Genomic DNA, 25,529 nt, shown 5'->3' with positions numbered 1-25,529 from the left:
GCGGACAAGTTTCAGGAGCCGGATCTATTGCCCGCCGCCTGTGTCCGGTTGCTCCGCGCCAGGATAAACAGGCCGGACAAGACAATCACGGCACAGCCGATCAGGGTTTGCAGGTCCAGTTGCTCTTCGAAAAAAAGAACTCCAAGCCCAACCCCAAACAACAGCCGGGAGTAACGGAACGGCGTGACCAGAGACACATCGCCAGTGCGCATCGCAAGCATCAAGCTGCCATAGGCAAAAACGCCTGCTAAAACAGCAAGCCCCACATAAAACCCGCTTATTGTATCCGGCACGACAAGCCGCTCACCTGACCAGAGCGCGTAAGCAAGTCCCGCGATGATCAACGTCACAAAGCCGTAAAAGCCCAAAAGCGATGTACTGAGAATTTTTGGTGCAGCACGACTGGCTAGATCCCGGCCGGCGAAGCCAAGCATTCCGATGAAGGCCAGCATCGACAGCATGGTGAAACTGTCTGCTCCCGGGCGCAGCACAATCACTACGCCAATCAAGCCGATGACAATAGCGGCCCAGCGGCGCCACCCCACCTGTTCACCAAAAAACACCATAGCGCCAAGCACGACAAAAATCGGTGTAGCCTGAAGGATGACCGTGGTCGACGACAGCGGCGTCAAGGCCAGCGCGAGTACATAAAACAGCCGGCCGGTGAGTTCAAAGACAAACCGGATACCCATCACTTTGCCAAAGGCCTGGCGTTGCACCAGCGCATCGCCCTGTACCTTAGCAACACAACCGAAGACGAGCGCGCCCCCCAGACCGAACAACATCAAGATCTGACCCACCGGCAAAGACACAGAAGCAGCTTTCAGAAACATGTCCTCAACTGCAAAGAGCGCCATTGCAGAAATCATCGCAAGGCTGCCGCGAATATTCTCCGTGTTCGCCGATTGAATGCCGTTTGCTGTCAAAACCTCTACCTTTGAATCTCTATTGTAAATTTTCCGGATAACGGCGCCTGTGGTAACGGTTTTCCCCGCTCAGCGCCACAATCGAAAGAGCACCGCCCTGCGACATAAACTCCAGCATTTACATTGTCACTAGGGACAATTTCTTGTTTGACTTCAATGACCTTTGGCACAATCTTGCGCTAAAGTCCGATCATCTTGAATCAAACTGCCAACCTTCTTAACCGGATTGTGAACATGACTGCCGTCTCGCGCCTGTCCGTCAATGTCAATGCCATCGCCATGTTGCGCAATCGCCGCGATCTTCCATGGCCGAGCGTCACAGGCCTTGCCAGCATAGCAATGGAAGCCGGCGCAAAGGGCATAACAGTGCACCCGCGCCCTGATGAGCGCCACATCCGCAAGAGCGATGTCTTTGACCTTGCTGAGCTGATCGAAGAGCGGTTTCCGAACAAGGAACTGTGTCTGGAAGGCTATCCTTCGCCGGACTTTCTAAAACTGGTCGAAGAGGCCCGTCCGGAGCAGGTCCTGTTTGTGCCCGATGACCCGGATCAGACAACCTCCGATCACGGCTGGGATTTTTCCAAGGGCACCGGCCTTTTGGAAACAGCAATCGCTGCGTCCAAGGAATGGGCAATCACTGTGTCGCTGTTCTGTAATCCGGATCCATCTGACCCGGAACATGCAGCACGCCTCGGTGCTGAACGCATCGAGATCTACACTGGCCCTTATGGCGCTTGTTTTGACGATGCGGACCAAGCGGCCAAAGAGTTGGACAAGGTGGTAGCAACAGCGAACGCCGCAAAGGCAGTCGGTCTAGGTGTCAACGCCGGGCATGACCTGACCGTCGAAAACATCCCGGCACTTCTCGCCAAAGCGCCCTTCATCCGGGAAATGTCTATCGGCCACGGCTTTACCGCCGATGCGCTTATTTATGGTTTTACCGAAAGCGTCCGGCGGTTCCGTCAGGCCATGGGTGAACTCTAGATGGTGTTGGATCTGGAAAAGCAGGTCAGTTTCTTACTCGAAACCGACAAGCTCAAGGATGTGGTTCGGCTCAATCAACTATCGGACGGCAACCGGCGGGAAACAACAGCTGAACATTGCTGGCACGTTATCTTGCAGACTTTGACCCTGGCGGAACACGCCGAAGACGGCACTGACATCAATCATGTGATCAAGCTTCTTGCGGTTCATGACCTCGTTGAAATAGACGCAGGCGATCATTGGGTGACGGACGACAACCATGCAGATGTCGCTGTGAAAGAACAGGCCGCTGCCCAAAAGATCTTCGCACTTCTACCAGATCAGCAGTCAGCAGAATTTCGGGCCCTGTGGCACGAGTTTGAGCACAATGAGACTAAAGAGGCCCGGTTCGCCAACGCCATGGATGTTTTGCATCCCATGCTGCTGGTCTTTGCCTCCCAGCAGGACAACCCGGTTCATGAACCAATGGCCGTTGGTGACATTCGCAAGAAAAAGGAAGACAAGTTGGCCCCCTTCCCCGGCCTCTGGGCTTATGCCCAATCTTTGCTGGATCGCGCTGTTCAATCCGGCCATCTGCTTCCTTAAAACACGCCCTATCCCTGCCTAAGCATTCAACTGAAAGACCTTTTTCATGCCCTTTGATCTCTGGCTTCTGTTTATTGCCGTCTCACTCCTGCCGGCCATAAGCCCTGGCCCAGCTGTCATGCTGGCGATCTCCAACACATTGCGCTTCGGCCGCAACGCGACCCTTGCGTCTGCCAGCGGCAACATGATGGGGTTGATCGTGATCGGGTATGCGGTTGCCTTTGGGTTCGGCGCGCTGATGGCAACTTCTGCTCTTGCCTTCACGGTGATGAAATTCATTGGCGCAGCCTATCTGATCTTTCTGGGCATCAAGATCTGGCGGGACAAATCCAGTTTTCAGGTTCAAAATGGGGCGCTGACGGCGCGCAAACATCCGGCAAAACTCTTCCTGGAGGCATTCCTGGTCTCCGTGACCAATCCCAAGGCCATTCTGGTGATCACCGCGCTCTTTCCGCAATTTATGTCCAAAGGCGGCATCAATCTCCTGGAAACAACGATCCTATCTGTCACTTATGCCGTTCTGTGTTTTGCCAACCATGCCGCGATTGCTTTTGCCGGCGGCCACATGCGCCGGTTCTTGACGTCAGAAAAGCGCATGCGCTGGGTGCGCAGAACCACAGGCGGCCTGTTTGTGGGGTTTGGCGCAGCTTTGGCTAGCGCCAGCAGGTAGGCAAAAGACCGAGTTCGCTTGACCCGCTGAGAACTTGGCTAGGCCATTGTTTATCCTAGCCGAAATCCCTTGGCAGTGGTTTTAAGATAGGTCTGGACCCAAAACTTTGTTCCGGCCACTGCTCTTGGCCTTGTAAAGGCGTTGATCAGCGGCTTGGAAGAGTTGCTCAAGCGTTTCTCCGTCGTCCGTGAGACTCGACACGCCAATGCTGACAGTGATTTTTTCCGGCAGCAAATACTGGCTTTGACGTTCAATCGCGCGTCGCAATCTTTCTCCCAACGATACCGCACCTTCTGGCGCAAGCCGTTCGCACAAGAGAACAAACTCCTCTCCTCCAAACCGGTAGAGGTGATCGTCTGAGCGCAAATTGTCCAAAAGTATGCCCGAGATGGACTTGAGTACCTTGTCGCCGGTTTCATGACCGTGCTGGTCGTTGACCCTTTTAAAATGATCAATATCGATGACGAGCATTGTGAGCGGACGGCCGTCCTTGAGGTTTGCCTTTACGATCTTTGGCGCGTCCTTGTCGTACAGCCGCCGGTCCAAGGCACCGGTCAGGTGATCCCGGCTGGTTGCCTCAACCAGGTCCCAGTATCGCTCCCGGTAGGTGAGTTCGTTGAAGACATCGCGAAACGGCCGGTTGGTCAGCCAGCGCTCTCTGCTGCTGAAGTACTTCAGATAGGCAACGAACAACGCGGTGTAGACAACGACCGCAACCATTTTGGCTGCCCAACCGCCAAAAAAGACCTGCAGCGGCGCTCCCGTAACAATATGCAATGCCAGAAAGAAACCGGCCTGATCGAACGTCAGCACGATCGCCCCGGAGATCAGGAAACGCAATCCGAGGTGACGCCCAAACAGATCTCCAATTTTCTCGTATAAGACAATGATCGCGATCGCATCAATGAAGAGCAGGATCGTGCCCCAGACCATGAGCCAGCCGATCTCGTCGACAAATGCGATATCAGGCAACCGCCCCACGGCAACCTGAATGGTTTCGTGGTTTCTCAAAATCATGACGAGTGCGACAATCAAAAAATTGCCAATCAAAAGACCGTAAATCGGTTGACGGACGATCTGTGCATCTTCCCGGATATAAAGCAGCAAAATCATCAAGAGTTTGCCGGAAAACAAAACGGTCGATCCCGGCGACACAATGCCGAAAGGCAGTTCTATGTAAAAAACGGCGGCGAGATAGGTCTCCAGAAAGTGCATGACGCCCAGCGCACACATGAAAACGCCGATGCCAATCGCGCGTCTTGCCCGGAGCAAGCTCATCATGACAGCAAAATAGACGATAGCCTGCGCAAACAGGAGAAGTGCGTTGGAAGAAGCCATACCCTGCTCTACCAACTCTCGTTGCTTTGACAAGGGTTGCTGCAATATTTCGGAACATACGCGCAACCCTTTGAAATATTTACTATTTCAAAATGTATATTTCCATTAAAATAACCCTATGGCGCACAAATCCGGAAATTTCGCGCAAAAATTGATTCTCTAGTTGCGCAATGCAGTCGAGTTATCGGGATGCAGATCCGGTCTGGCACCGTTTTCCCGGACCTTTCAAACCCATCTCACGCCTCAAGCAGCTTCTTCCGCGCGTTTCATTTTCTGGTGTTCATCCTCGACAATGCCGATCTTCCAATATCCGGAAATGTAGGTGTCTTTGCGGGGTACCTGGCGCGTGTTGTTGAGATATCCCCGCAGCTCGCGGATCACTGAACTTTCCCCGGCAATGCAAGTCTGAACAACACCGGCGGGCCACTCCATCGATGCGATGAAATCGAATTGAGCGCTGGACGCCACATGCGGATCTTCTTGGATTAGCCAATGGACCGAAAACTTCTCAGGAACCTGGATTTCGCGGATGTCTTCTTCGGACGGCACCTCAAAAACCGCAATACCTTTGGCATTCTGGGGCATTTGTTCCAGAACGGCCTCGGCAACTGGCATCGCGGAAAGGTCTGCGGCCACTAGATACCAATCGGCGTAAAACTCTTTGATTTTCTTTTGGCTTGGGCCAAAGAAACCCAGGAACGCCCCCGGTTTTGCCTGCTGTGCCCAGCGGGTGGCTGGACCACTATCACCATGAGCGACGAAATCTATGTCCAGTTCCAGCGTATCCGAACGGTAGGCGCGCACGGTATAGGTTCTAACGGGATGAACCTTCTCATCCGGTCCATCCGGCGCAAAGTACGCCTCAAAATCCGAGCGGCTCTCCCCTTCTCGCGGCAACACCAATTTGCAATTGGCCCCTTCCTGATTGAGCGGAAACCCTTCCAGCTCCGGACCGGCGAAGGTCACCCGGATCATGTTTGGGCTTAAATACACCGCCGACTTGACGGTCAATATCCGGGGCTTGCGTTTTGGCATGACGGCTTTGAGCACCTTTCTAAATGTTGACTTCATAACTCAGCATTTAGCATCGCTGTCTTGATTTTTAAAGATGTCATTGTTCAACAAGACGAAACGGCGTGTATTTGCGCGACCGGGTTGCAATTCATATGCTTGAAACGCGAGCTCAGTAATTCTCAGATTTACCAATTAAATAAACCAGAAGTTTAGTATTTAGAGAGTTCCCTCAATAAGGAGCTATTAGTATGAGGTGAACATGGAAGCATTATACAATCCATTTTACGGTCGCATTTCCCGTGGACAATGGTGGCTCTATCAAGCCGTAATTTGGGGGCTGTTTTTCGCCGGACTTTTTGTAACCATTTTGCTTTTTGCATCTCCAGACAGTCCAAATGAACATCGTAATTTTGGAGAAATACTCGGAATTTCGGCAACCATTTTTGTTGGGCTTTATTCAAACTTTTCAACTTGCTTAAATCGGCTTCGCGATTCAGGTCGAAGCTGGGTTTGGTACATTGGTTTCCTGCTTCCGACAGTTGGAACTGGCTTGATGATTTATTTCTGCGGCATTGAAACCTCTGCAGGCCGTTTCACAAGACCACCCGATCAGAAAAAACCAAATGCGAACTCGAATACTTCTGATGCATCTACACATCATCAACGGCCCCGCACGCCAAATAGACAAGTTGGGTTTGGCCGTCGCGGCCTAGCCAATTCAAGATAATCGCCCAAACCAATTCGCAAAAAGCCCGCCGAAAGGGCGGGCTCATTCGGTGTCCTCAATAGCTGGATGTTACCGGATGATCGGTTCTTTCAAGTCTTCTGGCTTGGTGTCCTTGACAATATCCCAATTGAGATCAGCGTGATTGATCAGTTCAGCCGTATTGCCTTCAAATCGTTTTTGAACGGCGAGGCTATTGTTCAGATAGAGCTTGCCGTCAACGATTTTCCAGGCTTCCGGAACGACCGGCACCTTAAATCCCTTGCTGAGGCCAAAGGCGCAGAAGCCGCCATATTGCGGCGCATATTTGGCTGGATCAGCAGCGAACTTATCGCGGTTTTCGGCCGAAGAGAATTTCCAGGTGACGTCATCATGCTGGAAAGTGTAGGCGTCGGACCCGACTACCGGTTTGCCTTCAGTGAAATAAGCAACCGGGTCCGTTCCGCCGATTGCCGCACCACCCTTGGTGAAGGTGGTGATTTCATCAGCCGAAACGGCAAAGCCTGTGACGGAAAATAGAGCTGTCAAACCGAGCAGCACTGATTTGGACGTATAAAGCGGCATCGAGGTCTCCGTTGGAGGGGTGGGACTATGAGCCATCCAGCGCGGCAGCACAGGACATGTCCGGAGAATGGCGGCACCCCAGCCCAAATGCCAATCACCCTTAATCACAGAGATGCCAACAACCGGCTAGGAAACTGTGATGGCTTTGTTTCTGGGCTTCCTAAATTCAGCTCGGGGCCTGTGGCGCCACCAGCCCGAGAACCAAATAGATTGCGCTTTCCAAACCCGCTTGGGTCAGGCCGCCCGGACCCAAGTGCCGGTCATAAAGGTCTTGCCAAATCAATCCCAAAATGAGGGCCGCCCGGGCGGAGAGATCCTGTTCAAACGGTGTTGCGATCAGGCAATGGCGGACATGAAAGCGGATCTCTTCTTCCAATTGTTGCACCAGCGGCTCAAATCCCGGATATGCCCTGATCTTAATAACGGCTTTGCCGGTATCACCTGCCAATCCGTTGAGGTAAGCGCCCACAAGCCGGTGCAGATCGCGTGCTGCATTGGCGCGCTCGGGTACAGGTGGCAGCACTTTGCTGAGACCACACTCAAGCGCAGCCACCGCAAAGGCTTCCTTGCCTGGCCATCGGCGGTAGATTGCTTGTTTGCTGGTGCGTGCCGCCCTGGCGATCTCCTCCACCCGGACCGCCTCAAAACCCTCCCGTGCCAAGGCCTGGATCATGGCGGCCTGTAGCCGGTCTGTCAGGCCTGGGTCATCTTTCCGGCCACGGCGGGGCGATCTCATCGTAATATTCCGGTCCTCACCAGGACCGTATTTCATTTCTTGGTCCCAACAGCAAGCACATTCATTGGAAATTCAGTGCCGCAAAGCGTATGCACGGATCCAAGCCAAACATTAATCGGCCAAAGGAACAAAAATGTCCGTAGATACTGACACGGTAAAGCGCGTTGCCCGTCTTGCCCGCATCAAAGTGAACGAAGACGAAGCCACCCGCATGACCGGCGAGCTCAATGCCATTCTCGGCTTTGTCGAGCAACTCGATGAAGTGAACATCGACGGTGTTGAGCCGATGACCTCTGTCGTCGAAACGACCATGAAAAAACGCGTTGACGGTGTAACGGACGGCAACAAAGCTGCCGACATCACCAAGAACGCTCCAGCCTCTGAAGACAACTTCTTCATGGTGCCGAAAGTCGTCGAATAACTGGGAAGCCCCGGAATGTCCTCCGCCCCTTCAATTTCAATCGCCGTCGAGACGCCGCTCAGCGATGACATGCGCCAGATGGTCAGCGAATTGAACGCTGTCCTGCGCTCGCTGACCCCGGAAGAAGCCAACTTCAGCATGAGTGTTGAGGAAATGACTGGCCCGGAAACAACCTTGTTCGTTGCCCGTATCGATGGGGCGGCAGCAGCCTGCGGTGCGCTTTACCGCCACGAGGGCGGCATTGCCGAATTGAAGCGCTTCTACTCCCGCCCGGCCTTTCAGGGCCAGGGACTGGCGCGCCTGATCCTTGACCGGGTTGTCGAGCTGGCAGAAGGCGAAGGCTTCCGCGAACTGGTTCTGGAAACCGGACACAACTACGAAGCCGCCAAGCGCCTTTATGTTGGCGCCGGCTTTGAACAGTGCGGTCCGGTGCTCGACTATCCTGACAGCGAATATTCTATTTTCTACCGCAAGCCGCTCCGCGTTGCGGCATAAGAGACCCAACATGACAGACCTTACAAAACTGACCATTGCCGAGGCCCGCGAGGGACTGAAGAACAAGGACTACACGTCCACAGAACTCACCGAAGCCTTTATCGGCAACATCGAGAAAGCCAACGGAGCGCTGAACGCCTATGTGGCTGTCACCGCCGACAAGGCCCGCGAGATGGCCAAGGCCTCCGACGACAAGCTCGCCAAAGGTGAAGGCGGTGCGCTGGAAGGCATCCCGCTTGGGATCAAGGATCTATTTGGCACCGAAGGCATTCACACCCAGGCCTGCTCGCACATTCTGGATGGTTTCAAACCGGCTTACGAATCCACGGTAACATCCAACCTGTGGGCCGACGGCGCAGTGATGCTCGGTAAGCTCAACATGGATGAGTTCGCGATGGGTTCGTCCAACGAGACCTCTTACTACGGTGACGTTATCAACCCGTGGCGCAAGAAGGGCTCCAACCAGGATCTGGTCCCGGGCGGTTCGTCCGGTGGCTCTGCCGCAGCTGTCGCGGCCCGTATGTGCATGGGCGCAACGGCCACCGACACCGGCGGCTCCATCCGCCAGCCGGCAGCGTTCACCGGCACGGTCGGTATCAAGCCGACTTATGGACGCTGCTCCCGCTGGGGCGTTGTCGCCTTCGCCTCCTCGCTCGATCAGGCCGGCCCAATCGCCCACACCGTGCGCGACAGCGCGATTCTTTTGAAATCCATGGCTTCGGTTGATCCGAAAGACACCACGTCGGTCGACATCGAGGTTCCGGATTATGAAGCAGCCATCGGAAAATCCGTGAAGGGCCTGAAAATCGGCATTCCGGCCGAGTACCGTCTTGATGGCATGCCGGGTGAAATCGATGAACTGTGGCAGAAGGGCATTCAATGGCTGAAGGAAGCGGGCGCGGAGATCGTCGACATTGCCATGCCACACACCAAATACGCCCTGCCGGCCTATTACATTGTGGCGCCAGCCGAAGCCTCGTCCAACTTGGCCCGTTATGACGGCGTGCGTTATGGCCTGCGCGTTCCGGGCAAAGACATCGTGGAGATGTATGAAAACACCCGCGCTGAAGGCTTTGGTGACGAGGTCAAGCGCCGGATCCTGATCGGCACCTATGTGCTGTCTGCCGGTTACTACGACGCTTACTATCTGAAAGCCCAAAAGGTCCGCACGCTGATCAAGCGCGACTTTGACCTGGCCTGGCAGAACGGTGTCGACGCCATCCTAACCCCGGCCACACCATCAGCAGCCTTTGGCGTTGCCGATCAGGATCTGCATTCCGATCCTGTGAAAATGTACCTGAACGACATCTTCACTGTGACCGTGAACATGGCCGGCCTGCCGGGCATTTCTGTGCCTGCCGGCCTTTCAGGCGATGGCCTTCCGCTCGGCCTGCAGCTGATCGGCAAACCGTTCGACGAGAGCACACTGTTCCAGGTCGGTCAGGTCATCGAAGACGCTGCAGGTTCCTTCGAGCCAGAGGCTTGGTGGGGCTAAAGCCACTAGGCACTTGCTGCCCCAGACCCGATTCGGGGCCACCAAGTACCAAAGCATGTCCCGGTTCAAAAGCCGGGACGGCAAGCTACTAAGCATAGTTGCCCAAACTCTACGTCGTCATCCCGGGCGAACACCAGTGAGACCCGGGATCGGAGAGTGAGAACAGCAGCATTGGCACTCCGATCCCGGATATAGCCAATTGGCTTTTCCGGGATGACTAAAGCTGAGAAAAGAGCCGGACCATGCATGATATCGAAACCCTCGTGATTGGTGCCGGAGTTGTCGGTTTGGCTTGTGCCCGCTCTTTGGCACTGGCTGGCCGCGAAGTGATGGTGCTTGAGCAACATGATCTAATTGGATCAGAAACCAGTGCCCGCAATTCCGAGGTCATTCATGCAGGCATCTATTACCCAACCGGCAGCCTGAAGGCGCAGCTCTGCGTTGAGGGTAAAAAGAAGCTCTATGCTTTCTGCAAGGAAAACGGCGTTGGTCACAAGCAGACGGGCAAGCTGATTGTCGCCTGCACGGCGGATCAGGCAGAAAAGCTGGAAGCCATACGCCAAAAAGCCGCTGAAAACGGTGTGACCGATCTGATCCGGCTGAGCGCAGAAGAAGCCTCCGACCTTGAACCGGAACTGGCCTGTCACGGCGCCCTCTCCTCACCATCGACTGGAATTGTCGACAGTCATGGTCTGATGCTCGCCCTTCAAGGAGAGCTTGAAACCAATGGCGGCCAGGTGGTTTTGAACACCAAAGTCACCAAGCTGGAAGCCCTTCCGAGCGGTGGCTATAAGGTTAGCGTGGCTGATGGGGATGACGGTTACGCGATGACGTGCCGCGAACTGATCATTTCTGCCGGACATGGTGCGCCAGGGCTCGCCGCCCAATTGCCCCACACCCAAGCACCGCGCGCATATATCGCCAAGGGCACCTATTTCCGGATCAACGGCAAATCCCCGTTTTCCACCCTGATCTATCCGGTTCCAACGACCAACTCAGGCCTCCTCGGCGTTCATGTCACTCTCGACCTGATGGGCCGGGTAAAATTCGGGCCGGATATGCAATGGGTCGAAAACTTCGACTATGACGTCGACCCAAACCGCGCCGATAACTTCTACGAGGCCATCCGTCAGTATTGGCCTGCCCTCGCCGACGGGGCTCTGGAGCCCGATTATTGTGGTCTCCGGCCCAAAATCCATGCGCCCAGTGATCCTGCACCGGATTTCCGCATCGACGGGCCCAAGGATCATGGATTGAACGGATTGGTGGCCCTATACGGCATTGAGTCACCCGGCCTCACGTCTTCGCTCGCAATCGGCGATTACGTTACACAGCAGCTAACTATGGAATAATTAGACCAGAAGAATCAATGAACCCGGTTTGCTTCCGCTTCCAGGATCTGGTCTGCGTTCAGGCCTGCGATCGGCTGGGTCTTGTCGGTCGGCACATCGCCGGAAAGCTGCAGCGCCAAAAACCGTCCGCAGCATACTCTTAAAAAGGACGTGAAATTGCCAAGGTCGTGGCCAGCTTCAATGCTTTCATTGTGCAGTTTGGTAATCAGTTGAACAACATTCATGCCATCCCGCTCGGCAAGCTCTTCCAATACATTCCAAAAAAAATTCTCCAGCCTTACGGACGTTACCATGCCGTCGATCCGCAGCGAGCGTGCGCGGCTTTGCCAGAGCTCAGAATCGGCCTCAACAAACAATTTGCACATGTGTTCCCCCAGACCATCCGCGAAAAAGAAAACCCCGCCCGGGTTTAAAAGCTGTCCCGGGCGGGGAACCGGAAACCCGCCATAATCTCAAATTGGTGGGTAGAGATCGAACGGCAGGATCGGCAAGTAACCTTGTGAATGTGACAAAAGCCACAATCGATTCTCGTTCGGCGAGAGACACTCGCCAAAAGCAACGAATACATTGTCGTAGCAGGCCGACATAAGCGACGGGTAGTAACAGAATACTACAGCCACAACTCGTTTGCTCGTAAAAGTGGCCGTTACATAGTTCGGATAAAATGGCAATAAGGTCAATTGCCGCAATGGGAATTTGTTAGCCGACTGCGGATTGTACTCCCGCAACCTTCCTTAAGGGCACAACCTGATCAGTGAACCCGGCGGTCTTCAGCTTCCAGGATGCCATCGGCATCAAGCCCGGCAATTGGAACGCGTTTATCCAAGGGAACGTCACCAGCAAGCTGCAAAGCCAGATACCGGCCACAGCACACCCGCAGGAATGAGGTAAAATTGCCCAGATCGTGGCCAGCGTCGATGCTCTCATGATGCAGTTTGGTGATCAGCTGGACCACATTCATGCCATCACGGGCGGCGATTTCATCCAGCACCTTCCAAAAGAAGGTCTCCAGGCGGACAGAGGTCACCATGCCGTCGATCCGGAGCGATTTGGTCGTGCTTTGCCAGAGGGTCACATCGGCTTCGATAAAGAGTTTGCACATTGTTGCCTCCAGATCTGGCGTTCACAGAGAGAATACCGCCGCTCGCATTCAAGGAAAAGTCCCGCCCCGGGGCAGCGCCGCACCGAGGCAGGAAACCACCCGCTGCCCAGCGTGTCATGGGATCCAGGCTGGGTCGCGGATAGTCTAGTTCAGGCGCTCTAGTTTATGCAGCAAGCGTGTTCGCGGCAGCACCACTCAACACGGCATGGAACTGGGCCAGCCAGGCAGGATGCGCCGGCCAGGCCGGAGCGGTGACCAGATTGCCATCGGTGACGGCGGCATCGACAGCAATATCGGCATAGCTGGCGCCAGCAAGTTCAACTTCCGGGCGGCAAGCGGGATAGGCAGAGACGGTCCGGCCTTCGATGACCTTCGCTGCAGTCAGGATTTGGGCGCCGTGGCAGATGGCAGCCACCGGCTTACTCTCGCTCATGAAATGCGCGACAGCCGCAATCACAGCATCATCAAGACGCAGATACTCCGGTGCCCGGCCGCCCGGGATCACCAACGCATCATAATTCGCAGGGTCCACATCGGCGAAAGTCGCGTTCAAAGTGAAATTGTGACCGCGTTTTTCGGTGTAAGTCTGGTCCCCTTCAAAATCGTGGATGCAGGTCGCCACAGTCTCACCTGCCTTTTTGCCAGGGCAGACGGCATCCACCTCATAGCCCATGGCCAGCAGGGCCTGAAACGGCACCATGGTTTCATAATCTTCGGTGAAATCGCCCGTGATCATCAAGATCTTCTGCGCGCTCATGCTTCGTCCTCCCGTTGAAGAATTGCGGATGAACAAAGGCTAACAAGCAATAGAACTGAACGGGTAATAGAGGAGTAATACAGGTCGGGTTTCATGCCACCCGGCCTGCCAAATCCTTGTTTTTACTCCCGATAATCTGGCTGATTTTTATCGAGCTGACGCTTCAGAAAGTCAAAATGAGCTTCCGCCATGCCCTTATAAGGTTCCCACTCGGCAGCCGTTTTGGCGGCCAAATTGTCCGACATGACGGCCAGAGGCTGGCCGGTTGCATAGGCCCCCAGAAGGGTGCCCGCTGCGCGTTCAAAATAATAGAGATAATCGAAAGCCTCGGCGACGGTCTCTGCGGCAACAGACACCCCATGATTGCCCATGATCAGTACCGGTTTGGTGCCGAGCGTCTCGGCAATCCGCCGGCCTTCTTCGGCTTCATCCGCCATGCCGCCAAAGCCAAGATCGATTGCAACCTTGCCAAAATAGCGCGCGGTGTTCAGATCAATCGGCTTCATCGAAGGATCTTTTAGGGTCGCCAGCGCCGTCGCGTTGGGCGGATGCACGTGAAAGAGAACTTTTGCGGCCGGATTGACCCGGTGCACCGTCCCATGAATGCACCAGGCGCTCGGATCCGGCGCATCTGGCCCATCCATGACACCGGCGTCATTGGCATCCAACAAGAGAAGATTACTGGCAGTCACCTCGGAAAAGTGCCGCCACTTCGGGTTCATCAGGAATTTCGTGCCATCTTCAGAGACAGCCGCGCTGAAGTGATTGCCCACCCCTTCGTGCCAGCCGAACTCGACCGCCAGCCGGAAAGCAGCCGCCAAGTCTTCGCGCAACGTCTGCTCCGTTTGCCGGTCTGCGCTTGTATTCAGGTTCGTCACCACACTCATTTGAACCGCCCCTCCCCAGACAAGATTCATAGTTACTAGAGACGATACATGCACCCACGTTCAGACGAAAGCGCATGAAACTGGAAAACAGGACCGGCGAGGCAAGCTTAATAGCGGCCCCGGATCGGGTCCGGGGCAGCCACATTTCATGACAGAAAATCAGATTTCTTCCGTGGCCTGTTCCAGCCAGATGCGGTCCTTGGCGTCCAGAAGCGGGCCGATATCAGAGCGGACTTTTAGGTGATATCGGTTGACCCAGGAGCGTTCGTCTGCTGTCAGCATGGCGCTCAGGATCAAACGCCGGTCGAAGGGCACTAGCGTGATGGTTTCAAAACCAAGCATCGGCCGTTCACCGCCGGAGATATCCTTTGGTTCCGTGACAATCTCCAGGTTTTCCAAACGGATACCGTATTCACCGGCCGGGTAATAACCGGGCTCATTGGAAAGGATCATGCCAGGTTTTAGGGCGACATGGCCGGTTTTAGCGATCCGCTGCGGGCCTTCATGAACGCCGAGATAACTGCCGACACCATGGCCGGTGCCATGGTCAAAATCGAGGCCGGCCTTCCAAAGGTCAATGCGCGCCAGCGTGTCGAGCTGGGCGCCGGTCGTGCCTTCCGGAAATTTCGCCGTGGAGATGGCAATATGGCCTTTGAGCACCAGCGTGTAGTGGCGCATCATCTCTTCGCTGACGGTCCCTACCGCAAGCGTCCGAGTGATGTCGGTAGTGCCGTCGATGTATTGCGCGCCGGAATCAATCAGGAACGGCTTGTCTTTCGGAATTTTCAGGTTGCTGGTCCGGCTAACCCGGTAATGGCAAATCGCTCCATTCGGGCCCGCCCCGGAAATCGTGTCGAAGGAGATATCCTTCAACTCGCCCGTCGCCCTTCGGAACTCTTCCAGCTTCTCGGCCGCGCCAATCTCGTCGAGATCACCCTTGGCAACTTCTTCGTCGAACCATGCCAGGAATGCGATATAGGCGGCGGCATCGCGGATATGAGCCGCCCGGACACCATTCAGCTCAACTTCGTTCTTGGTGGCTTTCGGCAAAAGCACCGGATCAGAGGCTTCGATCAAGTCACCGCCCGCATCCGTGATCGCCTCAGCGATGCCGATTCCGGCAAGCGCTGGATCGATCAAAACGGTTTTGCCGGCTCCGCCCAAGGCTGCCAGGCCAGATTTAAAACTACCGGGCTCGGAGATTTCAGTCAGTTCCGAGAGTTCATCGCGCACCGAATTTGAGAGCTTGCGGCCATCGATATAAAGCGACGGCTTGCCTTCGGCTGGAACGGTGGCAAAGGACAACGGCAGCGGTGTGTGAGTGACATCTGAACCGCGAACATTGAACAGCCAAGCAATGGAATCGGGTTGTGTCAGCACACAGGCATCGGCCTTTTTTTCCCGAATGGCGGTCTGAATTTCGGCGATTTTGTCACTCGCGACCCGGCCGGCCAATTCAGTGGGATAAAGGGACACTTGCCCGATAGGTGGTTCAGGGCGGTCCTCCCAAACGGTATCGACCGGGTTCGTGTCGAGCGTGACCAGTTCTGCGCCTGACTCCTCGCAAATGTCTCTGAGACGCCGGACCTCGCGCACGGTGTGTAGCATCGCGTCAATGCCGAGTTTCTGACCAGGCTTTAGCCGCGCAGCCAGCCAGTCGGTCACCGGTTCGGTGATCAGATGCTGCGCCGGAAACACCGCCATATCGACCTGCTCCCCCACCTGAATGGTGTAACGGCCGTCGACAAAAATCGCAGCTTCTTCGCCGAGGACCGCAGCCACACCGGCTGAGCCGGTAAACCCGGTCAGCCACTGAAGGCGGCAATCATGCGGGGGCACATATTCGCCCTGGTGGGCATCCGCACGCGGAACCAAAAAGCCATCCAGGTTAAGACGCTTGAGTTCGGCCCTGAGAAGCGCTGCATGCGGCGCCCCGCAGGAAGGATCGGTGAGATCGTCAAAATCTTGAAACATGGAGGCAAAACTAAAATGGGTCCTGCACGCAATCAAGGCGGATAATTATTTCCGATATCCCTGCCTTATGGGAACACAACAACTTTTTATGTGCAGCGCACAAGTTATCTCGCATATGCGAAATGCGCAGAGCTGGCATGCGACAGCCCCCCTACCTGAGCCCCTTCGGGGCACTCATATTGGGATCAACGAACATAAAGACGTTTCTCCCTAGGGAAGCTCTTCAACTTCAAATGGGATTAAAGACCATGACCATCGCAACGACCACATCCACCCGTGTTTCTGGCAGCTTCATGCGCCGTGCTCTTGACCGGATGATCGAAGCCCGCTCTGTGCAAGCCCGCCGCTATGTCAACGGCTACCTGCTGTCGCTCGACGACGCCACTTTGAGCGCTCACGGCTACGACCGCGCTCAGCTAGAGCGTGAAGGCTCTGCAACCAGCGCATTTTAAGGCGCTGACCGCAAACAAACGACTGTGCATGTTTAAAGAACCCGCCAGAAATCTGGCGGGTTCTTTTCGTTGTGGCGCGCTTTTGGGCAAGCCGTACTAAGCCGGGCTGAGGGTATCCCGCTCAAGCGCCACCATCGCCTCGGAAACAGAAACCCCATGTTTCTGGGCATATTTGGCGACCTCTGCAGATCTTTCATAGCCGATCTGCGGCACCAGCGACGTTGCCATTGCCAGGCTGTTGTCGAGCAGAGACCGGCAACGGGTTTCATCCGCTTCGATCCCCTTGACGCACCTGTCTGTCAGGCAAGCCATGGCCCGTTTCAGGATGCGGATTGACTGCAGGATGTTGTAAATCGCCACGGGTTCCATGGCGTTGAGCTGCAACTGTCCGGATTCGGCAGCCATTGTCACCGTCAGATCATTGCCGATTACCTGAAACGCCACCTGGTTGACCACTTCCGGGATCACCGGATTGACCTTGCCCGGCATGATCGAAGAGCCGGCCTGAACCGCAGGCAAGCGGATTTCGCCGAAGCCAGCGCGCGGCCCGGAACTCAGCAACCGTAAGTCATTGCAGATTTTGGAAAGTTTGACAGCGACCCGTTTCAATATTCCCGAATAGGTGACAAAGGCGCCGAGGTCAGAGGAGGCCTCTACCAGGTTCCGTGCCGGGCGCACCGGAAACCCAGAGACTTTCTGCAGTTGGGAAACAGCCACATCAATGTAGTTGGCAGGCGTATTAACCCCGGTTCCAATGGCTGTCCCGCCGAGGTTTACTTCAAGCAGAAGTTTGGAGACATCTCGCAAGCGTTCAATATCCTCTTCAATCGTGTTGGAAAAGGAACGGAACTCTTGGCCCAATGTCATTGGCACAGCGTCTTGCAGCTGGGTGCGGCCAACTTTTGGCAATCCGTCAAATTCGGCCGCTTTGGCTTCAAAGGCATCACACAGCCGTTGATGCTCTGAAATGAACTCCTCCATTTTCAAGAGGATCGCCAGCCGCAGTGCAGTCGGATAGACATCATTGGTCGATTGGGATTTGTTGACGTCATCATTGGGATGCAAGTGGCCATAGTCACCGGCAGCAAATCCAAGCTTCTGAAGGGCCAGATTGGCAATCACCTCATTGGCGTTCATGTTGGTCGATGTCCCGGCCCCGCCCTGGATCATATCGACAATGAAGGCCTCATGGTGCTTGCCACCAAGCAGCTCATCACACGCCCAAAGAATCGCTTGTGCCTTTTCTTCACACAGAACACCCAGTTTCCAATTCGCGCTCGCCGCAGCCTTTTTGACCATAGCCAGAGCGCGGACCAGTTCAGGGAACTCGGAAACCGGAACGCCGGAAATGGAAAAGTTGTTAAAGGCCCGCTGAGAGTGAATGCCGTAAAGGGCATCTTGGGGAACGTCCAAGGACCCAAGGGAATCGATTTCGGTGCGCATACCGCCTCCTCGCCATAAATGCGGGATGCGTCTTACGCCGCAAATGGGATTTGGCAATGCGATCACCGGCTTCAACCACGAAATTGGCGCTGATTGATGCTAAATGCAGTAAACTCCGCACCAAAGGCACCACAGCTAGGATCTGGCTCCGGCAGTACATCTAAGTCACCAATTGGAGGCTGGCTTTGCGGCCGCAAACAGACGTAGTGCGTAAATTTAAGGACATCTGATGAGCACTTTGCTGATCCACACTGGCGGCACGATCGGAATGGACAAGACCGCTGATGGGTTTGCCCCGCGGGAAGGCGTTCTGGAACAGGTGGCAGCAGACCTTTCCCGGCAACAGATGACTGCGGATCCCTTGAGTATTCAAAATCTTAGTCCGCTCATCGACAGCGCCAGCTCGACTCCGCGTGACTGGCACCGGATCGCGGCAACAATTTTTGAGAATTACGCCAGTTACGACGGTTTCATCGTAACCCATGGAACGGATACGCTGGCCTATACTTCCAGCGCCTTGTGCCTGGCCCTTTCTGGCTTGAACAAACCGGTGATCGTGACAGGAGCCATGTTGCCGCTAACAGTCGAGGGGACGGATGGTGTTGCAAACTTAAATGATGCACTAATTGCCGCCCGAACGGCCGCACCTGGCGTCTGGGTTCAATTTGCCGGCCACAGGCTGCATGGCGCGCGGGTGCGCAAATCTCACTCACGTGCGTTTGATGCGTTTGAAGCTGAGGATTGGACTACCCCGCCGGTGATCCCCGCACCGCAGCTGTCCCTTAACCCCGTCGCCTTGAACAAGGTGGGCGTTGTTTCGGTTACGCCTGGCATTTTCACAGATCCCGTCGCCTACGCCGCAGAACACTGTGATGGTCTGCTTCTGCGGTGCTACGGATCGGGCACAGCTCCAGACACACCGGACATGCGCGCAGCGCTCGCCCGGGCACAAGACCGCCAAATTCCCGTGATTGCCGTTAGCCAGTGCCCAGAAGGCGGCATGAAACTCGGGACCTATGCCGCAGGGAAAGTCATGCGGGACACAGGTGTCATTGACGGACGCGACATGACACCGGAAATGGCATACGCCAAGCTTCAATTCTGCCTGACACAAGCGGGAGACCTAGAGGAGAAGCGTCAGTATTTGAGCACCAGTCTTTGCGGCGAGTTCACGGTCTAACGCTGTCCAAGCCCTTACCTGTCACGGCAAAGGCGCTTCCATGAGCCTCCGGCCTTGCTCAGAGCCGGCAGCCAGCATGGCGCGGACATCGGCCGGCACGTCTTCGTGATCTGGTTCAAACAGGCCGCACAGCTTGAAGGTTTTCCGAAGGTCCAGATTTTCTCCGAGATACTGATAGACAATCTGTGTTGCTGCCGGAGGTCGTGGTGCCCGCGCTGCGACCCCAGACACAATGCCTGTCATGTAACGGATACGGTTGTTGTAACTCGGATACAAAATGATCTGCATGACCTCATTGCGGGTCAGCATTTCCATCACCGTGATGAAAATCCGGTCACCTAGGACAAAACAGGCGCCTTCATATTTGCAGGTAAAGAGTCTGGCACCCGGTTGGCCAACCGTCTCAATACTTTTGACGTTGACGCCATAGGGTGTCCGGTAAATTCGGGTCAGGGAACGCAAGATCATGCCCGGATGGGACATGGAGTTGTAATAGGTAAAATAGTAGCCGACATAAGCATCCAGCGTCGAACGCGACGCGAGGCGAACATCTTCGCCGATCGCAGAGACGATGTTCTTTTCCGCCCGGACACCACTCTCGCTCGGCTTTAGCCGAACAAGTTCCGTAAACTGGCCCGCCGGCAGAAGAATTTCGGATTCTTCGACACCAAAGAAATCGCACATCCTCTGCATCAGCCGTAAGGACGGAAAGCTCTTGCCATTCAGATACCGGTTGAATTGGGACCGGTTCACCCCCAGCTGCCGGCAAACGTCAGCGATCGATTTGTGGTAGCTGCACAACAGCCTCAAGTTGGAAGGAAAGTCGCGGGACACGTTTAGAGCCTTCTCTAGTTGATGCTATTTTTGTATCTGGTCGCCCCAACCTTGCGCAAGGTAGGCAAATGGAAAATTGGCCCTCTCCCCCTAACCTGTTCCCATCAGCACAGCCGGGCATCAAACAACCGGATTGCTGCGTCAAAGGAGGAGTTAGATGGGGTTTCTGGAACAATTGTTTGGGTTGATCGGGGATTTGACCTGGGGCTGGTCGCTTATCCCGATCCTGGTTGTTTTTGGCGTTTTCATCACGCTGGCAACCGGTTTTGTGCAGTTTGAATTTTTCGGACGCATGTTCCGCGTTCTCAAAAACGACAATAATTCAGCGGATCCGAACAAGATTTCAGCGCGCGAAGCGTTGTTAGTGTCTGTGGGCGGACGCGTCGGCGGCGGCAACATCGCCGGTGTTGCGGTTGCGATCACGCTTGGTGGACCGGGCGCTGTGTTCTGGATGTGGGCAACGGCTTTATTGGGAATGGCCACCAGCCTGGTCGAATGTTCTCTCGCTCAGCTTTACAAACGCAAAGTGGGCGAAAATGACTACCGCGGCGGTCCGGCCCGGGCAATCATTCACGGCCTTGGCAAGGAATACAAATGGCTGGCCGTTGTTTATGCCATCTGCCTGATTGCCGCCTTCGGATTCGGTTTCAACGCTTTTCAGGGCAACACGGTTGCTGGTGCTGTTGAAGACAGTCTTGGAATTGATCGCCTCTGGACCGGCCTGCTTCTGGCCGCCATTGCGGGCGTGATCATCTTCGGCGGTATTCACCGGATTGCCAAAACCGCCGATGTAGTCGTGCCCGTGATGGCCGTGGGTTACATGCTCATGGCACTGATCGTCATCGTTTTGAACATCACGGAAATTCCGGCAGTCATTTCATCAATCGTGCAAAACGCCTTTGGCTTCCAGGAAGTTGTTGGCGGCGGCATGGGCGCAGCGATCGCTCAGGGCTTGCGGCGCGGCCTGTTTTCCAACGAAGCCGGGCTCGGTTCTGCACCGAATGTGGCAGCGACGGCCGATGTGCGCCATCCGATCAGCCAGGGCATCACTCAAGCATTTTCGGTCTTCATTGACACGATCGTCATTTGTTCCTGTACAGCGTTTGTCATCCTATTGGGCAACGTCTATGTACCGGGAGCAGAAGGCATTGACGGTGTCGCTCTGACCCAGCAGTCGATGGTGTTCCATCTGGGCGAATGGGCGCAGTACTTCCTGACCTTCGCGATCCTGCTGTTTGCCTTCTCGTCGATCATTTACAACTACTATCTCGGCGAAAACGCTCTGACTGTGCTCACCGGCCATCCGATGTCACTGACTGTTCTGCGGGCTGCAATTATTGGTGTTGTGTTTCTTGGCGCCGTCGCACCAGCAGCAACATCGGTGTTCTTCTTCTCCGATCCGATGATGGGCGTGTTGGCCCTCGTCAACCTGCTGGCGATCATGATGCTGTTCCCGATCGCTATGCGATTGCTGCGGGACTTCCGCACGCAGCTTAAGGCAGGCATTGCCCGCCCGGTTCTCAATCCAGACGACTATGCCGATCTGGATATCGACCGGGAGGCTTGGAAAGCACCTATTGAAACAGCGGCTGCCAAAGTAGCAGCCCAGTAAGCCAGACTTGTTCTGGCCAACTTAAAGGGCCGCCTCGTGCGGCCCTTTGATTGTTTGCAGCAGTTGGTTTTCCGGTCAGGCGCTCTTACGGCCGCGTACCAAAGTCAACGTCAACCAGCCGTCTTTCTCACGCCGACGGTCGAGCACAAAGCCTTGGCAGCCATAAGCAAAGAGAATCCGCGGCCCGTCCTCAACCCGGAGACCGGACAGAACAAGAGTTGCGGTCTGGGTCATCTGATGGCTGATGGATTTCGCCATTTTCATGAGCGGCCGCGCCAGAATATTGGCAATCACCAGATCAAACGGCCCATAAAGACCGAACCGCCGATCCTCCACCCCATTAGCGGTAAAGCCCTTGACCAGATGGCTTGCTCCGTTCAAACGCGCGTTTTCCAGCGCCGTGCGGGTCGCCACCGGGTCGATATCTGTTGCCAGAACCGTCTGCCGAGCTTTCAAGGCTGCGGCAATCGCCAGAACGCCGGTGCCGGTGCCCAGATCGAGGATGCTGTTATACTCACGCATCGACAGCAGCCGGTCGATTTCTTCAAGACATCCGGCTGTGGTTCCGTGATGCCCAGTACCGAATGCAAGCGCAGCCTCAATTTCCAGGCTGATGACCCCGGCTGGCACCTTGTCGCGGTCATGGCTGCCGTGAACCAGGAACCGGCCAGCGCTGACAGGTTTCAGCCCCTCCAGGCTTTTTTCCACCCAGTTGATATCCGGCAGTTCCTCGGCATCCAAGGGAGCTGCAAAAGCGTCCGCACCCACCCGGTCGCGCACGGTTGCTGCGGCTTCGTCCGGCTCCATGCCGAACAGAAGGATTTCCGCGGACCAGATCTTTCCGTCCTTGGAATCTTCATAGATCGTCACCGGGTTGCCTTCATCTTCAAAGGCCCGTTCCAGGATCTCGGAAATCCGTTTGGCTTCCAGTTCTTCCGCGGTGATCTTGACCCGGATCGTTTTCATGAGCCTGTGCGCTTTCAGTTGTCATGGCATTTGGCTGAGCGGTATAGCCGCATGTTGGCACCACATCCAGCGCCAAACACTTTCTTTTGGGGCAATCTCCCGAAATCACATGCAGTTAGTCTGCCAAGGGAAATTGCAAGCGGACTGTGAGGCCACCATTCATTGTCTCAAGCAGATCAAGAGTGCCTTCACTCCCCTCAACGATCGTCTTGCTGATCGCAAGGCCGAGCCCGAACCCTTGGCCATCACGGATTTGCCGGGCCTGATCTCCACGTTCAAATGGATCCAGCAATCTAGCCCTCTCTGTCTCCGGAATGCCAGGACCGTGATCGGTAATATCGATCCGGGCAAAACGGCCCGACGGCTCGAGGACAATTTCAGCCCCCGAGGCATAGTGGTTGGCATTGTCAATCAGGTTGCACAACGCGCGGGTCAGATCATCCACATTGGCGTTGATGCCCAATCCGGGTTCGGCCTTTAAATCGACTGACAACCCGGTATCTGCATATTGATCTACAATCGATTGCAACAGGCTTGGAAGATCTATCCGTGCCTTGGGTCCGCTGCTGCTGCCGCCCCGTAAATACATAAGGGCCTGACTGATCTGCTTGTCCATCAATTCAAGATCGGCCAGGCTGCGGTCCTTGATCTCGCCGTCATCCAGCAAATCCAGCCGCAGCCGGAGCCGGGTGAGCGGAGTTCTGAGATCATGGCTAATTGCGGCCAGTGTCTCTGTGCGCCGCTTTACAAACTCGTCTATCCGTTCCTGCATACGATTGAAGGCCCGGGCCGCAGCTCGCACTTCTTCCGGGCCATGCTCATCCAAAGGCACCGGTTTGGTGTCTTTGTGGCCGAAACCGGCCGCTGCCGCCGCGAGATTGCCCAAGGGCCGGACAACACTTCGGGCGGCCCACAACATCAAGCCAATGAAAGTCACCCCGACGAATATCAACGGCAGCATGATCCTGGGTTCAGGCCCGGGAAGCGGCGGCGGCTTGGGCGCATCCCAGACCACCTGAACGACATCACCGTCGCTTAAACGGAAATAGAGCGTTGGCGGCACACCCGGCGGCTGTTCGCCTCGGCCCGCCACGTTGATCAGCCCGATCCCGAAAAGTGTTTCACCCAGCTGAAACGGCCCTTTGCGTCCGTCGGACCTTGGCGGCCGCAGATCAGGCACTTCGCTGTCCGTAATAACTGAGATCTTCAGGTTTGGCGCTTGCTCCCGGAGATCTTCCAGAAATTCCGCACGTAACTCGGCTGGAACCTCATTCAGTTTCGAAATTGCCAGGGAGTTTAGAAGTGCGGTCATCGCCGATGGCGATCGGTCAAAGGATTGCTTCAGAAAATAACCGCCCGCCGCACCAGCCAAAATCATGATCACACCGACCACGCACAAAAGCAGCAGCACCTGAAAGACCATCGAGCGCGGCCAAAACCTAGCCATCGGCGGCCACCGCCTCGGTTGGCGCGACGAATTCATAACCACCGGAGCGCACCGTTACGATAAATTGGTAGGCCGCACCGCCCGCCTGCAGTTTGGACCGCAAACGGCTGACCAGAATGTCGATGCTGCGTCCATTCGTGGCACCGATCTGGCCATAGGTCAGGTCGACCAGCTGATCCCGGCTGAGCACATGCCCGCTGCGCTCCACCATCACCTGCAAGAGATTGTACTCACCGGGGGTTAGAGACACGATGGCTTTTTGCGGATTGGTGAGGCTGCGGGTATTGCAGTCCATCTCCCAGCCTTCAAACCGGAGCGTTTTTGGTGCGGCTGCCGGTGTCGCCTGGCCCATCTCGACCCTGCGGAGTAAAGCCCGGACGCGTGCAATCAGTTCTCTCGGGTTGAAGGGCTTGGTCATGTAATCGTCCGCGCCCACTTCCAGCCCGATCACGCGGTCGATATCTTCGGTTCGTGCCGACACAATGATGATCGGCAGCGTGCTGGTGGCCCGGACCCGGCGGCACAGGCTGATGCCATCTTCGCCCGGCAGCATGATATCGAGCACCATGAGATCAAATCGGCCACTGACAAGAAGCCGGTCCATTTCAGTCCCGTCGGCCGCCACTGTGACCCGAAACTCCTGGGCTGTCAGATGCCGCTTCATAAGCAGTCTGATTTCCGGATCGTCTTCAACAATGAGGATATGCGCTGACCGGGTCATAACCTTATGTAGGCCGGAAAGGCGTCCAATTTCATCTGAAAAATACCCGAGTTTGTTTCAGAGTGTTTCTGAAAAACACTTGCGAAAAAGAGAGAAATCAAGCGCTTTCCAGCATTAAGATCTCGTTAACCCTCCCGCCGCAACGCTCTGCTTGGAACGCGAACAAGCCCAATCAGGAGCGAGAAATGCAAATCGGATCTATGCCGCCACCGCCTCCCGGCCCCTCACCGAGAGATCAAGCCATCAGCAGCCTGGACGAAAAGGTTGAAGCTGGCGAGATCACCGCCGGCGACAAGGATGCCATGCTGGAAGCGCTCGATGCGATGCACGAAGAGCGTAAGGCAGCAGGCCGGCCCGAACCCGGATCTCCACCGCCGACCCGTGAGGAAATGCAGGCAAACTTTGAAACGCTGCTTTCTGATCAAGTGGACGCTGGAACCTTGACCGAAGAACAGGCGGACGAGCTCAGCGCAATGTTCGAAGAGGGAGAGCTAGGCAAACCCAAAGGTCCCGGCGGCCCAGGTGGACTGCAAGGCGGGGAACTGGGATCCCGCGCCGAAGAACTTCTGAGCGCCATCTTGAGTGAACTGCAAAGCCAATCGGCCTACGATGAGAACGGCGAAAACAATTCTGATGTGTCTGCCTTGGTCGCAGATTTCCAAGCCTGATAAACACGCAGAACCATCAACCGGAAAACTGGGTCTCGCCCCACCCCGAATGGAGGCTCAGTCAGGTTTCTTGGTCCCTGTCTGTTTCAGACGGGATTGGAAGGAATTCCTGCCAAAACGCCTACAAGAAACCGGAAGACCGCCAACCTGCATCGGCTGGCGGTCTATTCTTTGAACGGATG

General features: G+C 55.5%; 27 protein-coding genes. 12 read left to right on the top strand and 15 right to left on the bottom strand.

All coding sequences use genetic code 11. The annotated features are described in order from the left end of the window. Positions 1–11 precede the first annotated feature (11 nt). Entirely contained in the window at positions 12–926 is a 915-nt protein-coding gene (locus FJ695_RS12830; protein WP_247653832.1) for a DMT family transporter, read from the bottom strand. A 234-nt stretch (positions 927–1,160) separates the two neighbouring features. Between FJ695_RS12830 and FJ695_RS12825 the strand changes: the two genes are divergently transcribed. Genes FJ695_RS12825 through FJ695_RS12815 form a run of 3 tightly spaced genes read left to right on the top strand, consistent with a single transcriptional unit; the run spans position 1,161 to position 3,165 of the window. After that, positions 1,161–1,910 (top strand): pyridoxine 5'-phosphate synthase, encoded by a 750-nt coding sequence (locus tag FJ695_RS12825; RefSeq protein WP_141185818.1) that lies wholly within the window; start codon positions 1,161–1,163, stop codon positions 1,908–1,910. Further along, a complete protein-coding gene (locus FJ695_RS12820; RefSeq protein WP_141185817.1) occupies positions 1,911–2,495 on the top strand; it encodes an HD family hydrolase in 585 nt (194 codons plus the stop codon). Between the two features lie 46 nt (positions 2,496–2,541). Beyond that, positions 2,542–3,165, top strand: a complete 624-nt coding sequence (locus FJ695_RS12815) for a LysE family translocator (RefSeq protein WP_141185816.1) — start codon at positions 2,542–2,544, stop codon at positions 3,163–3,165. 81 nt (positions 3,166–3,246) lie between these two features. On the opposite strand, the gene FJ695_RS12810 is transcribed toward FJ695_RS12815, so the two are convergent. Both FJ695_RS12810 and FJ695_RS12805 read right to left on the bottom strand, forming a co-directional pair. Continuing rightward, a complete protein-coding gene (locus FJ695_RS12810) occupies positions 3,247–4,503 on the bottom strand; it encodes a diguanylate cyclase (protein WP_141185815.1) in 1,257 nt (418 codons plus the stop codon). A 243-nt stretch (positions 4,504–4,746) separates the two neighbouring features. Beyond that, positions 4,747–5,538, bottom strand: a complete 792-nt coding sequence (locus tag FJ695_RS12805) for a siderophore-interacting protein (protein ID WP_209011026.1) — start codon at positions 5,536–5,538, stop codon at positions 4,747–4,749. 238 nt (positions 5,539–5,776) lie between these two features. On the opposite strand from FJ695_RS12805, the gene FJ695_RS12800 reads away from it, so the two are divergent. Further along, a complete protein-coding gene (locus FJ695_RS12800) occupies positions 5,777–6,244 on the top strand; it encodes a DUF805 domain-containing protein (protein ID WP_141185814.1) in 468 nt (155 codons plus the stop codon). A 69-nt stretch (positions 6,245–6,313) separates the two neighbouring features. Here FJ695_RS12800 and FJ695_RS12795 read toward each other — a convergent pair whose 3' ends face one another. Together FJ695_RS12795 and FJ695_RS12790 are read right to left on the bottom strand one after the other, a co-directional pair. Beyond that, positions 6,314–6,805, bottom strand: a complete 492-nt coding sequence (locus FJ695_RS12795; RefSeq protein ID WP_141185813.1) for a YHS domain-containing (seleno)protein — start codon at positions 6,803–6,805, stop codon at positions 6,314–6,316. A 166-nt stretch (positions 6,806–6,971) separates the two neighbouring features. Continuing rightward, positions 6,972–7,541 (bottom strand): TetR/AcrR family transcriptional regulator, encoded by a 570-nt coding sequence (locus FJ695_RS12790; RefSeq protein ID WP_168206351.1) that lies wholly within the window; start codon positions 7,539–7,541, stop codon positions 6,972–6,974. A 133-nt stretch (positions 7,542–7,674) separates the two neighbouring features. On the opposite strand from FJ695_RS12790, the gene gatC reads away from it, so the two are divergent. The 4 genes from gatC (at position 7,675) to FJ695_RS12770 (ending at position 11,304) form a co-directional block, all read left to right on the top strand. Further along, entirely contained in the window at positions 7,675–7,962 is a 288-nt protein-coding gene (gene gatC, locus FJ695_RS12785) for an Asp-tRNA(Asn)/Glu-tRNA(Gln) amidotransferase subunit GatC (RefSeq protein ID WP_141185811.1), read from the top strand. Between the two features lie 15 nt (positions 7,963–7,977). Next, the gene (locus tag FJ695_RS12780) at positions 7,978–8,457 is read left to right on the top strand and encodes a GNAT family N-acetyltransferase (protein WP_141185810.1); all 480 of its coding nucleotides are present in this window, start codon (positions 7,978–7,980) and stop codon (positions 8,455–8,457) included. Between the two features lie 10 nt (positions 8,458–8,467). Further along, complete coding sequence (gene gatA, locus FJ695_RS12775) at positions 8,468–9,952, top strand: Asp-tRNA(Asn)/Glu-tRNA(Gln) amidotransferase subunit GatA (RefSeq protein WP_141185809.1); 1,485 nt, start codon at positions 8,468–8,470, stop codon at positions 9,950–9,952. 242 nt (positions 9,953–10,194) lie between these two features. Continuing rightward, positions 10,195–11,304 (top strand): NAD(P)/FAD-dependent oxidoreductase, encoded by a 1,110-nt coding sequence (locus FJ695_RS12770; RefSeq protein WP_141185808.1) that lies wholly within the window; start codon positions 10,195–10,197, stop codon positions 11,302–11,304. A gap of 14 nt (positions 11,305–11,318) precedes the next feature. On the opposite strand, the gene FJ695_RS12765 is transcribed toward FJ695_RS12770, so the two are convergent. The 5 genes from FJ695_RS12765 to FJ695_RS12745 all read right to left on the bottom strand — a co-directional run bounded on the left by FJ695_RS12765 (position 11,319) and on the right by FJ695_RS12745 (position 16,024). Continuing rightward, complete coding sequence (locus FJ695_RS12765; RefSeq protein WP_141185807.1) at positions 11,319–11,669, bottom strand: ribbon-helix-helix domain-containing protein; 351 nt, start codon at positions 11,667–11,669, stop codon at positions 11,319–11,321. A 386-nt stretch (positions 11,670–12,055) separates the two neighbouring features. Next, positions 12,056–12,406: a ribbon-helix-helix domain-containing protein gene (locus tag FJ695_RS12760; RefSeq protein WP_141185806.1), complete on the bottom strand. Its 351-nt coding sequence runs from the start codon at positions 12,404–12,406 to the stop codon at positions 12,056–12,058. A gap of 163 nt (positions 12,407–12,569) precedes the next feature. Continuing rightward, the gene (locus FJ695_RS12755; protein ID WP_141185805.1) at positions 12,570–13,163 is read right to left on the bottom strand and encodes a DJ-1/PfpI family protein; all 594 of its coding nucleotides are present in this window, start codon (positions 13,161–13,163) and stop codon (positions 12,570–12,572) included. A gap of 122 nt (positions 13,164–13,285) precedes the next feature. Beyond that, positions 13,286–14,050, bottom strand: a complete 765-nt coding sequence (locus FJ695_RS12750; protein WP_141185804.1) for a class II aldolase/adducin family protein — start codon at positions 14,048–14,050, stop codon at positions 13,286–13,288. A gap of 159 nt (positions 14,051–14,209) precedes the next feature. Further along, positions 14,210–16,024 (bottom strand): aminopeptidase P family protein, encoded by a 1,815-nt coding sequence (locus FJ695_RS12745; RefSeq protein WP_141185803.1) that lies wholly within the window; start codon positions 16,022–16,024, stop codon positions 14,210–14,212. Positions 16,025–16,272: 248 nt separating this feature from the next. Between FJ695_RS12745 and FJ695_RS12740 the strand changes: the two genes are divergently transcribed. Next, the gene (locus FJ695_RS12740) at positions 16,273–16,476 is read left to right on the top strand and encodes a hypothetical protein (RefSeq protein WP_209011236.1); all 204 of its coding nucleotides are present in this window, start codon (positions 16,273–16,275) and stop codon (positions 16,474–16,476) included. A gap of 96 nt (positions 16,477–16,572) precedes the next feature. Here the strand turns inward: FJ695_RS12740 and FJ695_RS12735 are convergent, their stop codons facing one another. Continuing rightward, on the bottom strand, positions 16,573–17,919 hold the full coding sequence (locus tag FJ695_RS12735; RefSeq protein ID WP_141185801.1) for an aspartate ammonia-lyase: 1,347 nt from the start codon (positions 17,917–17,919) through the stop codon (positions 16,573–16,575). A 229-nt stretch (positions 17,920–18,148) separates the two neighbouring features. Here FJ695_RS12735 and FJ695_RS12730 point away from each other — a divergent pair, with 229 nt between their 5' ends. Further along, positions 18,149–19,099 carry an asparaginase gene (locus tag FJ695_RS12730; protein ID WP_141185800.1) on the top strand — a complete coding sequence of 317 codons (951 nt, stop codon included), beginning with the start codon at positions 18,149–18,151 and terminating at the stop codon, positions 19,097–19,099. Positions 19,100–19,120: 21 nt separating this feature from the next. Here FJ695_RS12730 and FJ695_RS12725 read toward each other — a convergent pair whose 3' ends face one another. Beyond that, positions 19,121–19,933 carry a helix-turn-helix transcriptional regulator gene (locus FJ695_RS12725; RefSeq protein WP_141185799.1) on the bottom strand — a complete coding sequence of 271 codons (813 nt, stop codon included), beginning with the start codon at positions 19,931–19,933 and terminating at the stop codon, positions 19,121–19,123. Between the two features lie 157 nt (positions 19,934–20,090). Between FJ695_RS12725 and FJ695_RS12720 the strand changes: the two genes are divergently transcribed. Next, positions 20,091–21,545 carry a sodium:alanine symporter family protein gene (locus FJ695_RS12720; RefSeq protein WP_141185798.1) on the top strand — a complete coding sequence of 485 codons (1,455 nt, stop codon included), beginning with the start codon at positions 20,091–20,093 and terminating at the stop codon, positions 21,543–21,545. Positions 21,546–21,620: 75 nt separating this feature from the next. On the opposite strand, the gene FJ695_RS12715 is transcribed toward FJ695_RS12720, so the two are convergent. The 3 genes from FJ695_RS12715 to FJ695_RS12705 form a co-directional block, all read right to left on the bottom strand. Next, entirely contained in the window at positions 21,621–22,511 is an 891-nt protein-coding gene (locus FJ695_RS12715) for a 50S ribosomal protein L11 methyltransferase (RefSeq protein WP_141185797.1), read from the bottom strand. 115 nt (positions 22,512–22,626) lie between these two features. Further along, positions 22,627–23,958 carry an ATP-binding protein gene (locus FJ695_RS12710; RefSeq protein ID WP_168206350.1) on the bottom strand — a complete coding sequence of 444 codons (1,332 nt, stop codon included), beginning with the start codon at positions 23,956–23,958 and terminating at the stop codon, positions 22,627–22,629. Then, a complete protein-coding gene (locus FJ695_RS12705; protein WP_141185795.1) occupies positions 23,951–24,679 on the bottom strand; it encodes a response regulator in 729 nt (242 codons plus the stop codon). Before FJ695_RS12705 ends, FJ695_RS12710 begins: the two co-directional genes overlap by 8 nt. 185 nt (positions 24,680–24,864) lie before the next feature. Between FJ695_RS12705 and FJ695_RS12700 the strand changes: the two genes are divergently transcribed. After that, the gene (locus tag FJ695_RS12700) at positions 24,865–25,347 is read left to right on the top strand and encodes a hypothetical protein (RefSeq protein ID WP_141185794.1); all 483 of its coding nucleotides are present in this window, start codon (positions 24,865–24,867) and stop codon (positions 25,345–25,347) included. Positions 25,348–25,529 lie beyond the last annotated feature (182 nt).

The organism is Labrenzia sp. PHM005, from assembly GCF_006517275.1.
Classification (GTDB): domain Bacteria; phylum Pseudomonadota; class Alphaproteobacteria; order Rhizobiales; family Stappiaceae; genus Roseibium.
Note: the sequence above shows the minus strand (reverse complement) of the source record. Positions and strands in the feature narration are given on the sequence as shown.

Bases quoted from the DNA above. Each gene is read 5' to 3' on its own strand.
- FJ695_RS12705 (WP_141185795.1), bottom strand. From the start codon at position 24,679: ATGACCCGGTCAGCGCATATCCTCATTGTTGAAGACGATCCGGAAATC.
- gatC (WP_141185811.1), top strand. From the start codon at position 7,675: ATGTCCGTAGATACTGACACGGTAAAGCGCGTTGCCCGTCTTGCCCGC.
- FJ695_RS12715 (WP_141185797.1), bottom strand. From the start codon at position 22,511: ATGAAAACGATCCGGGTCAAGATCACCGCGGAAGAACTGGAAGCCAAA.
- FJ695_RS12740 (WP_209011236.1), top strand. From the start codon at position 16,273: ATGACCATCGCAACGACCACATCCACCCGTGTTTCTGGCAGCTTCATG.
- FJ695_RS12750 (WP_141185804.1), bottom strand. From the start codon at position 14,050: ATGAGTGTGGTGACGAACCTGAATACAAGCGCAGACCGGCAAACGGAG.
- FJ695_RS12720 (WP_141185798.1), top strand. From the start codon at position 20,091: ATGGGGTTTCTGGAACAATTGTTTGGGTTGATCGGGGATTTGACCTGG.
- FJ695_RS12825 (WP_141185818.1), top strand. From the start codon at position 1,161: ATGACTGCCGTCTCGCGCCTGTCCGTCAATGTCAATGCCATCGCCATG.
- gatA (WP_141185809.1), top strand. From the start codon at position 8,468: ATGACAGACCTTACAAAACTGACCATTGCCGAGGCCCGCGAGGGACTG.
- FJ695_RS12760 (WP_141185806.1), bottom strand. From the start codon at position 12,406: ATGTGCAAACTCTTTATCGAAGCCGATGTGACCCTCTGGCAAAGCACG.
- FJ695_RS12765 (WP_141185807.1), bottom strand. From the start codon at position 11,669: ATGTGCAAATTGTTTGTTGAGGCCGATTCTGAGCTCTGGCAAAGCCGC.
- FJ695_RS12770 (WP_141185808.1), top strand. From the start codon at position 10,195: ATGCATGATATCGAAACCCTCGTGATTGGTGCCGGAGTTGTCGGTTTG.
- FJ695_RS12710 (WP_168206350.1), bottom strand. From the start codon at position 23,958: ATGGCTAGGTTTTGGCCGCGCTCGATGGTCTTTCAGGTGCTGCTGCTT.
- FJ695_RS12815 (WP_141185816.1), top strand. From the start codon at position 2,542: ATGCCCTTTGATCTCTGGCTTCTGTTTATTGCCGTCTCACTCCTGCCG.
- FJ695_RS12805 (WP_209011026.1), bottom strand. From the start codon at position 5,538: ATGCCAAAACGCAAGCCCCGGATATTGACCGTCAAGTCGGCGGTGTAT.
- FJ695_RS12795 (WP_141185813.1), bottom strand. From the start codon at position 6,805: ATGCCGCTTTATACGTCCAAATCAGTGCTGCTCGGTTTGACAGCTCTA.
- FJ695_RS12820 (WP_141185817.1), top strand. From the start codon at position 1,911: ATGGTGTTGGATCTGGAAAAGCAGGTCAGTTTCTTACTCGAAACCGAC.
- FJ695_RS12790 (WP_168206351.1), bottom strand. From the start codon at position 7,541: ATGAGATCGCCCCGCCGTGGCCGGAAAGATGACCCAGGCCTGACAGAC.
- FJ695_RS12755 (WP_141185805.1), bottom strand. From the start codon at position 13,163: ATGAGCGCGCAGAAGATCTTGATGATCACGGGCGATTTCACCGAAGAT.
- FJ695_RS12700 (WP_141185794.1), top strand. From the start codon at position 24,865: ATGCAAATCGGATCTATGCCGCCACCGCCTCCCGGCCCCTCACCGAGA.
- FJ695_RS12800 (WP_141185814.1), top strand. From the start codon at position 5,777: ATGGAAGCATTATACAATCCATTTTACGGTCGCATTTCCCGTGGACAA.
- FJ695_RS12735 (WP_141185801.1), bottom strand. From the start codon at position 17,919: ATGCGCACCGAAATCGATTCCCTTGGGTCCTTGGACGTTCCCCAAGAT.
- FJ695_RS12810 (WP_141185815.1), bottom strand. From the start codon at position 4,503: ATGGCTTCTTCCAACGCACTTCTCCTGTTTGCGCAGGCTATCGTCTAT.
- FJ695_RS12745 (WP_141185803.1), bottom strand. From the start codon at position 16,024: ATGTTTCAAGATTTTGACGATCTCACCGATCCTTCCTGCGGGGCGCCG.
- FJ695_RS12780 (WP_141185810.1), top strand. From the start codon at position 7,978: ATGTCCTCCGCCCCTTCAATTTCAATCGCCGTCGAGACGCCGCTCAGC.
- FJ695_RS12730 (WP_141185800.1), top strand. From the start codon at position 18,149: ATGAGCACTTTGCTGATCCACACTGGCGGCACGATCGGAATGGACAAG.